The 10225-nt window shown below is 26.4% G+C and carries 9 protein-coding genes and 1 pseudogene; 8 read left to right on the top strand and 2 right to left on the bottom strand.

Annotated elements, in window-relative coordinates; all coding sequences use genetic code 11:
• The 3 genes from JG676_RS09010 to JG676_RS07355 form a co-directional block, all read left to right on the top strand.
• A partial coding sequence (locus tag JG676_RS09010) for a hypothetical protein (protein WP_246801806.1) occupies window positions 1–139 on the top strand: 139 nt, incomplete at its 5' end.
• A complete protein-coding gene (locus JG676_RS07360) occupies window positions 121–1095 on the top strand; it encodes a GDP-mannose 4,6-dehydratase (protein ID WP_200217815.1) in 975 nt (324 codons plus the stop codon). The genes JG676_RS09010 and JG676_RS07360, both read left to right, overlap by 19 nt.
• Window positions 1088–2230, top strand: coding sequence for a LegC family aminotransferase (locus JG676_RS07355; RefSeq protein ID WP_200217814.1), 1143 nt, complete (start codon window positions 1088–1090; stop codon window positions 2228–2230). The genes JG676_RS07360 and JG676_RS07355 overlap by 8 nt, the downstream gene beginning before the upstream one ends.
• Before the next feature lie 28 nt (window positions 2231–2258).
• Here the strand turns inward: JG676_RS07355 and JG676_RS07350 are convergent, their stop codons facing one another.
• Entirely contained in the window at window positions 2259–3593 is a 1335-nt protein-coding gene (locus JG676_RS07350) for a major outer membrane protein (RefSeq protein WP_200217813.1), read from the bottom strand.
• A gap of 123 nt (window positions 3594–3716) precedes the next feature.
• Between JG676_RS07350 and JG676_RS07345 the strand changes: the two genes are divergently transcribed.
• The 5 genes from JG676_RS07345 to JG676_RS07325 are packed head-to-tail and all read left to right on the top strand — an operon-like array spanning window position 3717 to window position 9854.
• The gene (locus JG676_RS07345) at window positions 3717–5744 is read left to right on the top strand and encodes a capsular polysaccharide biosynthesis protein (RefSeq protein ID WP_200217812.1); all 2028 of its coding nucleotides are present in this window, start codon (window positions 3717–3719) and stop codon (window positions 5742–5744) included.
• 24 nt (window positions 5745–5768) lie between these two features.
• The gene (locus JG676_RS07340; protein WP_200217811.1) at window positions 5769–6959 is read left to right on the top strand and encodes a capsule biosynthesis protein; all 1191 of its coding nucleotides are present in this window, start codon (window positions 5769–5771) and stop codon (window positions 6957–6959) included.
• Window positions 6960–7010: 51 nt separating this feature from the next.
• Window positions 7011–8132 (top strand): DUF829 domain-containing protein, encoded by a 1122-nt coding sequence (locus tag JG676_RS07335; RefSeq protein WP_200217810.1) that lies wholly within the window; start codon window positions 7011–7013, stop codon window positions 8130–8132.
• 1 nt (window position 8133) lies between these two features.
• The gene (locus JG676_RS07330) at window positions 8134–9501 is read left to right on the top strand and encodes a cytochrome P450 (protein WP_200170314.1); all 1368 of its coding nucleotides are present in this window, start codon (window positions 8134–8136) and stop codon (window positions 9499–9501) included.
• A complete protein-coding gene (locus JG676_RS07325; RefSeq protein WP_200170313.1) occupies window positions 9498–9854 on the top strand; it encodes a hypothetical protein in 357 nt (118 codons plus the stop codon). The genes JG676_RS07330 and JG676_RS07325 overlap by 4 nt, the downstream gene beginning before the upstream one ends.
• On the opposite strand, the pseudogene JG676_RS07320 reads toward JG676_RS07325, so the two are convergent.
• Window positions 9851–10225, bottom strand: a pseudogene (locus JG676_RS07320) (hypothetical protein); the annotation flags it as partial. The gene JG676_RS07325 and the pseudogene JG676_RS07320 overlap by 4 nt on opposite strands.

Raw genomic sequence — 10225 nt, 5'->3', positions numbered from 1 at the left:
GATTAAAGAACATTTAGAATGGCTTAAAATGATATATGCACATATTAATGCACTTGAACTTGCTTTAATTAAAAACATTAAGCCTTTAGAAGAAGAGTTATATAAAAGGGGACTTGAGAAATGGATGAAAATATCCTAGTAACTGGTGCGGATGGATTTATAGGCTCTCATCTTTGCGAAAGTTTAGTTTTAAAAGGTTTTAAAGTTAAGGCTTTAGTGCAATATAATTCTTTTAACTCTTATGGACATTTAGAAAAAAGTCCTTATCTTAAAGAAATGGAGATTATAAGTGGAGATTTAAGAGATAGTTTTTTTTGTGAAAAATTGGTTCAAGATGTTAATATTATTTTTCACTTAGGTGCTTTAATCGCTATTCCTTATTCTTATATGGCTCCTAAAAGTTATGTTGATACCAATATAGGGGGTACTTTAAATCTTTTAGAAGCAGCAAAAAAAAGTGATATTAAACTTTTTATTCATACTTCAACAAGTGAAGTATATGGAAGTGCCCTTTATGTTCCTATTGATGAAAAGCATCCTTTACAACCTCAAAGTCCTTATTCAGCAAGCAAGATCGCAGCTGATATGATGGCTCTTAGTTATTATCATTCTTTTAATCTTCCACTTATCATTGCAAGACCTTTTAATACTTATGGTCCAAGACAAAGTGCAAGAGCTATTATTCCTACAATTATTACGCAAATTTTAAATAAAGAAAAAGAATTAAAATTAGGAGATCTTACACCTACAAGGGATTTAAATTTTGTTTTAGATACTTGCGAAGGTTTTATTTCTTTGCTTAAATTAAAAAATTATGGAGAAGTTTTTAATATAGGAAGTTCTAAAGAGTATTCTATGCAAGAAGTTGTTATGCTTATTAAAAAGCTCTTAAATTCAGATATAAAGATTATTCAAGATAAGCAAAGACTGCGTCCTAAAAACAGCGAAGTATTAAGACTTTGTTGCGATAGCTCCAAACTTTTTAATGCAACGGGTTGGAAAAGTAAAATAAGTTTAGAAGAAGGGCTTCAAAAAAGTATCGATTATTTTAAAGAAAATTTAAGTTCTTATAAAAGTAATATTTACAATGTTTGAAAAAGAAATTAATTTTATTAAAGAACTTTTTTCTCATAAAAAAGAAATTGCTCTTCATGAACCTTGTTTTATAGGTAATGAGAAAAAATATCTTGAACATTGTATCGATACAGGCTTTGTTTCAAGCGTGGGAGAATTTGTTCATAAATTTGAAAATAAAATTAAGCAAATTACAAATTCTCCTTTTGTTGTCGCAACAAATTCTGGAACTTCAGCTTTACATTTAGCACTTTTAGCTTATGATATCAATGAAGATAATGAAGTAATTACTCAAGCTATTAGTTTTGTGGCAACAGCTAATGCTATTGCTTACACTGGCGCAAAACCTATTTTTTTAGATGTAGATAAAGAAAGCTTAAGTCTTGATCCTAAAGCTTTGGAAAATTTCTTAAAAGAAAATACCTATCAAAAAGAACAAAAAACTTTTAATAAAAAAACACACAAGCACATAAAAGCTTGTGTGATAATGCATACTTTTGGCTTGGCTGCAAAACTTAAAGAGCTTATAAAGATTTGCCAAAATTATCATTTAATTCTTATTGAAGATAGTGCAGAGGCACTAGGAAGCACTTATAATAATAAAGCTTTGGGAACTTTAGGAGCTTGTGGAATTTTAAGTTTTAATGGCAATAAAATTGTAACAGGAGGATGCGGGGGAGCTGTTTTATGTAATGATGACGATATTGCAAAAAAAATTAAACATTTAAGCACCACTGCTAAAATCAATCATCCTTATGAATATGAGCACGATTTAATAGCTTACAATTATAGACTTTGCAATATTAATGCAGCTTTGCTTCTTGCACAGCTTGAAAATTTGGAGTTTTTTTTAAAAAATAAAAGAGAATTAACTATGCTATATAAAAACTTTTTTAAAAATAATGAATTTTTAACTTTTGTAGATGAGATTTCAAATTCAAAAAGTAATTTTTGGCTTAATGCGCTAATTTTTAAAGATGAAAATTTAAGAAATATTTTTATTAAAGAATGTTTTGAAAATAATATTTTTGTACGTCCTGTATGGAAAAGTTTAGCTTCTTTAAAAATGTATAAAAATTGCCAAAATGATGGATTAGCTTATACTAAAATTTTAGAAAAAACTTTAGTTAATCTTCCAAGCAGTGCAAGATTATAATAAAACGCAAAAAATGCGTTTTATTATTTTAAAATTTATATAAAGCTTCAAGGCGAACAGTGTTTTTTTCTCCTTCATCATGTAAAGCTTTTACTTTAGCATAAGAATACCAAGTTCTAAAGGTAAGTTTAGGAGAATATTTATAATCTATTCTTGCAACAGATTCAAGTTTTTTTCCTGCTCTTCCAGCTACAGCTGAAAGATCGCTTGATTTAGTTCCACCATAAACAAAATCTGCACCTAAGCGCAATACTTCATTAAAGGTATATCCAGCACTTGCAAAAGCAAAAAGATTTTCACCAACATCTCCATTAAGTTTAGAGCCATCAGAATAAAAAATTTCTTCACCTGCTAGAAGAGATTTAAGATTTCCTTGATCTTCTATAACTACCATATTAACGCCATTTTTATCCCCATAATAAACTCCACCTAAACTTGCATCAATGCTATTAATTGCGATTGTTCCTTTTAGGGCAAAAAAGTTACTATTTTTAAAGCCTAGATCTTTTAAGCTACTTTCAATAACTTTATTTCCAAGATATGCTCCTTGTAAATTCCAATTAATATCATTAAAAATATCTACATTGTAGTTAAATTTAAAAGCATAAAATAAAAAAGAATTATTTAAATAAGAAAGCCAAAGTTCTGGGTTAAAATTTCCACTTAATAAATTATAATTTCCAAGTATAGCTCCACCATAAAAATTTTCATTATAAGTTTTTTCATCTAGAATATATTCAGCATTGCCATAAAAGTCATTAGGTTGTTCATCTATCCCAAAACTATCAATAGCAAAGGCTAAAAAATTTAAATGATCGAAACTATTGTTTGTAATTTTAATTCCTGTTCCAACTAAACCATCTATACTATTATCAGTCCAAATAGTATTTAATTGTTGTTTACCTAAAATAATATTTGTGTTAAAATCATCAATTGCATAAGTTAGGTAAAGCTGGCGTACAGAAAATCCTGTTTGAGTATCGCTAACATTAGGATTATAATTAGGATTTACTGCACCACTTGGCAATGTTGGATTTCCATCGTAAGCACCATATCCACCATCTTTAGCACTATAATTAAATTGTATAAAAAGCTTAAAATTATCAGCTATAGCACCACTAAAATTGATTTGTGCTTTATAATTGTGCATTTGTTTATCTTTAATATAGCCTGCACCAACGCTATCTAAAAAACCACGACTTGAAATATTATAGAAATTTCCACTTGCGCTATCATAACGATATCTTAAAGCTCCAGAAACATCTATATCCTTAATTGCTTCTTCTAAAGGGGTGGCATTAATATTTAAATAAGAAAAAGCTAATAAAGCCGTTGCTGGATATAATATTGATTTTAATTTCATTGAAAAATCCTTTTTATAGTTTGAAGTTATTTATTATATTTAAGAAAATCTAAAGTAAAGCTTTATTTATAAAATACAGAATAAATGTTAGAATATTATTTTAAATAATTTTTTAAGGTTTATATGAATTTATATTCTACTTCTAGGAAACTTATTAAAAATGTTAAAAATTTTTATAAAATTAAATTATATTCTTTATTTAATGTAAAAGATAATAGTATTTTTTTGGGCTGGGGACGTAAAAAATCTGGTTTAAGGGCTATTTCTTTAGCTAAAAAACATAAAGGTTCATTTTTGCTTTTAGAAGATGGTTTTATAAGATCTTTAAATTTAGGTCTTTATAATTCTCCAAGTTTTAGTGTAGTAGAAGATGATATAGGAATTTATTATGATAGTAATGAAGCTTCAAGACTTGAAAATTTATTAAATAATCATACTTTTGATTCTTTATTACTGCAAAAAGCCAAAAAAGCTATAGATTTAATCAAAAAATATGAAATCACAAAATACAATAATACCCTTGATATTCCTGATAATTTTTTTAAAAAATACGAAAAGCGTATTTTAGTTATCACTCAGGTTGATCAAGATGCTTCTTTAAAATATGGCCAAGCATTAAGATTTAGTACAAATGAGATAATACAAGATGCTATCAATGAAAATAAAGATGCTAGAATTTATATCAAAATCCACCCTGATGTTTTAAGTGGTAAAAGAAAAAGTGATTTTGACTTAAATCTTTTGCCAGAAAATTGTGAGCTTATTAGCAAAAATTATAATCCTATCGCTTTATTGAAATATTTTTCTAAAGTTTATACTAAAACTTCTACCATGGGTTTTGAAGCTTTAATGGTTGGTTGTAAATGTGTATGTTATGGTTTACCTTTTTATGCAGGATGGGGACTAACTATAGATAAATTAGTATGTCAAAGAAGAAAAACAAAAAGGAGTTTAGAGGAAGTTTTTGCTGCAAGTTATATGCTTTATGCGCGTTATTTTAACCCTTATTTAAATCAAAAAAGTGATATTTTTGATACTATTTATACTTTAAATCGTTATAAAAATATAGAAAAAATAAATTCAAAGCGTCTTTTTTTTCTAGGTTTTACTTTATGGAAAAGAAGATTTATCAAACCTTTTTTTAAAGCACAAACCAATAAAATCATTTTTGTTAATTCTATTGAGTCTTTGTTTAAATTTAATATTACCAAAGACGATAAATTTTTTATTTGGGGTTATAAATTTAAAAAAGAAGAATTAATGAGGCATTTTAAAGAAAATCCAATTTATTTTGTTGAAGATGGTTTTATAAGATCTATTTCTTTAGGATCTGATCTTACAAGAGCTTTTTCTTTGGTTGTTGATTCTAAAGCTTTTTATGTAGATCCAAGTAAAGAAAGTGATCTTGAAAACATTTTACAAAATTATAAATTTGATGAAATTTTAATACAAAGGGCTAGAAATTTAATTGAAAAATTAAAAATAAATAAAATTTCAAAATATAATGGCTTAAAACATCACAAACTTTCTTTAAAGGCAAGAGAAAATCAAAAAATTATTTTAATTCCTGCTCAGGTAGAAGATGATGTTTCTATGGTTTTGGGAGGAATGGGCTTTACTACACAAGATTTAATCAAAGAAGTGCGTCTTAAAAATCCTAAAGCTTATATAATTTTTAAACCCCATCCTGATGTTTTAAGTGGAAATCGCAAAGGTTTAAAAGATGAAAAAATTATTCTAGAATTTTGTGATGAGATAATAAAAAATGTGAGTATAGATAGCGCAATCAATGTAAGCGATGAAATTCATACTATTACTTCAACTTCTGGCTTTGATGCACTTTTAAGAGGTAAGAAAGTTTTTACTTACGGCTTGCCTTTTTATGCAGGATGGGGACTTACGCAAGATAAACATAATACAACAAGAAGAACAAGAAAATTAAGTATCGAAGAGCTTGTAGCGGCAACTTTAATACTATATCCAAGGTATATAAATCCTTTAAATAAGCATTTATGTGAAATTGAAGTTACTTTAGATATAATGCAAAAAATGCAAAATATTTATTTTTCAAAATATTGGATTAAATTAAGTATAGATACTAGAAATTTTATTATAAGAAAAATAAGAAGAATTTTTGAAAAGATAGTATAACGGGGGGGGGGATTCCCTATTTTTATGAATTTTAGCAAGAAGATTAAAAAAGAATTTAGTAATAAAAATATTGTTCTTTTGCAAGGTCCTGTTGGGAGTTTTTTTAAACGTTTATCTTACGAATTAAAAAAAAATAATACTCAAGTGAGTAAAATTAATTTTAATGGCGGAGATTTCTTTTTTTATCCTAAAGGTTTTATTTATAAAAATAGCAAAGAGCAATTAGAAAATTTTTATAAAGATTTTTTTATTCAAAAAAAAATTCAAGCTATTATTATGTATAATGATTGTAGATTTATACATCAAGTAGCAATTAAAGTTGCTAAAGAGATGAAAATTAAAATTTGGGTCTTTGAGGAAGGATATATAAGACCTAATTTTATAACTTTTGAAGAAAATGGAGTTAATGCAAACTCAAGCACTCCAAGAGATAAAAATTTTTATCTTTATTATAATGCTAAAAAAGAAAAAAGTTTTGCTTTGAGTTCTACTTTTAAATCAATGGCATTTCAATCTTTTTTGTATTGGTTTTTTGCTTTCATTTTAGCCCCATTTTTTAATAATAAACTTCATCATCGATCTTTGAGTCCTTTTGAAATGTTTGCTTGGTTTTTGTCTTTAGGAAGAAAATTACTTTATAAAATAACCGAAAAAAAACTTAATAAAAAAATTTATAATCTTGATAAAAAATATTTTTTAGCCATACTTCAAGTATATAATGATACACAAATTATTCATCATTATAAAAAAAATATTGAGGAATTTATAGAAGAAAGTATTATTTCTTTTGCTGAACATGCAAGAGCTAAGCATTATCTTATTTTTAAGCATCATCCCATGGATAGAGGATATAAAAACTATTCCTTTCTTATTAAAACTTTAAGTCAAAAATATCATGTTGAAGGACGCGTTTTATACACACATGATGCTTATTTACCAACTCTTTTAAAACAAGCTTTAGGTTGTATTACTATTAATTCTAGTGTTGGAATTTCTGCTTTAATGTATAGATGCCCTCTGAAAGTTTGTGGAAATGCTTTTTATAATATTGATGGTTTGGCTTATCCAAAAAAGCTTCGATTTTTTTGGAGGGAAGCACACGCTTATAAGCCAAATTTAAAACTTTTAGAAAATTTTAGAGCTTATTTAATTGAAAAAAATCAAATAAATGGTAGTTTTTATAAAAATTCTTTTTTATTTACTAACAAGGAATAAAATATTTATTTATAATATTTTAAAAATAAATTTTAAATTTAGGAAAGTATATTGCAACGCGATGTATTTTATTTAGCAGGTTATGATCCTAGAACTTATAGATATTATTATTCTTTATTTAAAAAAAATTTAAATTTATATAAAAATAGATTTAATATAGATGCACAACTTTCTAAAAGTTTTACACAAGATAATATTTATTGGAATATAGAGGGAAAAAACTATCAAACAAAATATCATTTTTTGGCTTGGAATGATATTGTTAAAACTAATTGGTCTGAAAGTTTTAAGGATGCTCTTTTAGATTGTTATAGTTTTTTTAGGATTTATACTATTACAGGGCTTTTTATCAAATTTGGTAAAGCTTCTATATATCAATTGATAACAGGATATTATCCTTTTTTTTATGTTATTTTTTCTTTATGTTTAGCTTTAATTTGTAGCAGCGCTGTTTTTTTATCAGCTAAAATTTATATCCATTTTATTTTTGCCGCATTTTTTAGCGTGCTTGCATTTTATATGGTTAATCGATTTTTATTTAATTATGGAAGAAAATTAGCTGTTTTTTGGATTTCTAGAATTTGCTCATTTTGTGCAAATTGGCATAAATTCAAAAAAGGTCAATTAGAAAATAGAATTGAAGAATTTTCTCATTTTATTTTTAATACTTTAAAACAAAATCAAAATAAACAAGATTATGAATTAATTTTAATAGCTCATAGCGTTGGAACTATAATGTGTATTGAAATATTAGAACAAATTTTGCATCTTTGTAAAGAAGAAAAAATTGATTTTTCAAAATTAAAGATTTTAACCCTTGGGGAATGTATTCCTTTGGTAAGTTTTCAAAAAAAATCTTTCGATTTTAGAAAAAAGATAGAATTTATAGGCGACTTTAATTTAAAATGGTATGATTTTACTTCAGTTATTGATGGAGCTTGTTTTCCTCAAGTTGATTTTATAGAAGAAAGTGGAATAAAAACTCAGTTTAAACCAAAATATTTATCTGCTAAATTTCATACTCTTTATGAAAAAAAATATTATAAAAAAATTAAAAGAAATAAAAATGATGCTCATTTTTTATATTTGTGGAGTGTTCAATTAAGAGGAGGTTATGATTTTTTTAATTTTATCACCAATGAAAAATTTTTAGAAGAAAAAATAAGGAGTTAATATGAGCCAATGTCCGTTTTTCCCAAAACCTTATAAAACTAAAGCTTCAACTTTACTTACTTTTTTACTTAAGCGTAGGTCCTGGCTTGATGGACTTTATGAAAGAAGCTATAAGATGCAAACAGGTTATGTTAGAATGCCTAATTTTGATCTTTATGTTGTTAATGATACTAAAGAAGTAAAGCGTATAATGATTGATGAGGTAAAAGAATTTCCAAAAAGTGAATTTTTACATCAACTTTTAAGTCCTTTGCTAGGTGAGAGTATTTTTACGACAAATGGAGAAGTTTGGAAGAAGCAACGCGAACTTTTGCGTCCAAGCTTTGAAATGACACGCATTAATAAGGTTTTTGATCTTATGAGTGAAGCTGTTGCTGATATGATGGCTCGTTTTGAAAAATATAATGATGAAAGCATTATAGAAGTTGATGAAGCTATGACCTTTGTAACAGCTGATGTTATATTTAGGACTATTATGTCTTCAAAACTTGATGAAGAAAAAGGAAAAAAAGTTTTAGATGCTTTTGTTACATTTCAAGAGCAAAGTGTCCATAGTGCTATGCGACGTATGTTTCGTTTTCCAAAATGGATCTCTTATATTTTAGGGGATAAAAAAAGATTAAAAGCTGGAGAGACTATAAGAGAAGTTTTAAGCGAAATTATTAAACCAAGATATGAAAGTTTTAATCCACAAAATACAAATGAATTTGATATACTTGAATCTTTGCTTTGTGTAGTGGATGCTAATACAAACAAAAGATTTTCTTTTGAAGAAATTTTAGATCAAGTTGCTATGCTTTTTTTAGCTGGTCATGAAACAACAGCAAGTTCTTTAACTTGGACTTTGTATCTTTTAAGCTCATTTGAAGATGAACAAGAAAAAGCTTATAGGGAAATTGAAGAAGTTTTACAAGGTAAAGATATTGAAATAACTCATTTAAAACAATTTAAAATTCTTACAAATATTTTTAAAGAATCCCTAAGACTTTATCCTCCAGTAGGATTTTTTGCAAGAGAAGCAAAACAAGATACTAAAATAAGAGATAAATTTATAAAAAAAGGCTCAGGAGTTGTTGTTGCTCCTTGGCTTATCCAAAGACACGAAAAATATTGGGAAAAACCAAATGATTTTGATCCTTCACGCTTTGAAAATGATTATAAAAAAGATGCCTATTTTCCTTTTGGTATGGGTGAGAGAATTTGTATAGGACAGGCATTTGCTATGCAAGAAGCAATTTTAATTCTTGCTAATATTTTAAGAAAATATAAATTACAATTACAAGAAGGATTTGTTCCAGATGTTGTGGGCAGATTAACAGTTCGTTCAGCTAATGGAATGAATATAAAATTTATTAAAAGGAAAAAATGAAAGAAAAATTAGCAGGAACTTTATTATTATGCGCCATTGTCCCTTTGGCTGTAATAGGTTATATTTTTATAGTTTTTGTTGGAATTTTTTTTAATGTAAAAAGAGCAAGACAGGGAGTAAGAGCATTAGATCACTTTGTTAATGCAAGTTTGTTTAATGGTTATGCATGGGAGAGTGTTTCTTCTCATGCATGGAGAGAAAGGCATCATAAAAAATGGGCTAGAATAGTTGTTAAAATTACTGATTTTTTTCAAAAAGATCATTGTAAAAGAGCCAACAAAAGAGAACAACCAGTTGTTGATTTTATTTTAAAAAGAGGACTTGAAAAACAAACTATAGGCAAACAAGTTTAACTATCATTTTTATTTAAATTAATTATAAAATCATTTATTTGTTCTTTAAATTCTTGTTCATTAATTATAAATTTCATTTTAATAATTTGCATATTAAAAGGGGTTAAAATGCTAAAATAATACCATTTTATTTCTTTTACATTATCATAATAATCATATTGAGAAAAACTTCCTATGCCATAATTTTTATATGGATATTCTTTGTAAATTTCTCTAAAAATTTTAGGAATTTCATTAGTTATTATAAAGATGATTTTTTTATTAAACTTATTATTTTGATAGATATTCAATTCTTTAAATTTGCTTTTTGGATGATAAATTTTTAAAATATTTAATAAAGAATCATCAGGATCTTTTAAGTGATGAATGTT

The organism is Campylobacter sp. 2018MI34 (genome assembly GCF_016598975.1).
GTDB lineage: Bacteria > Campylobacterota > Campylobacteria > Campylobacterales > Campylobacteraceae > Campylobacter_D.
The sequence above is the reverse complement of the archived record's forward strand: the minus strand, read 5'-3'. Positions and strand labels throughout refer to the sequence as shown.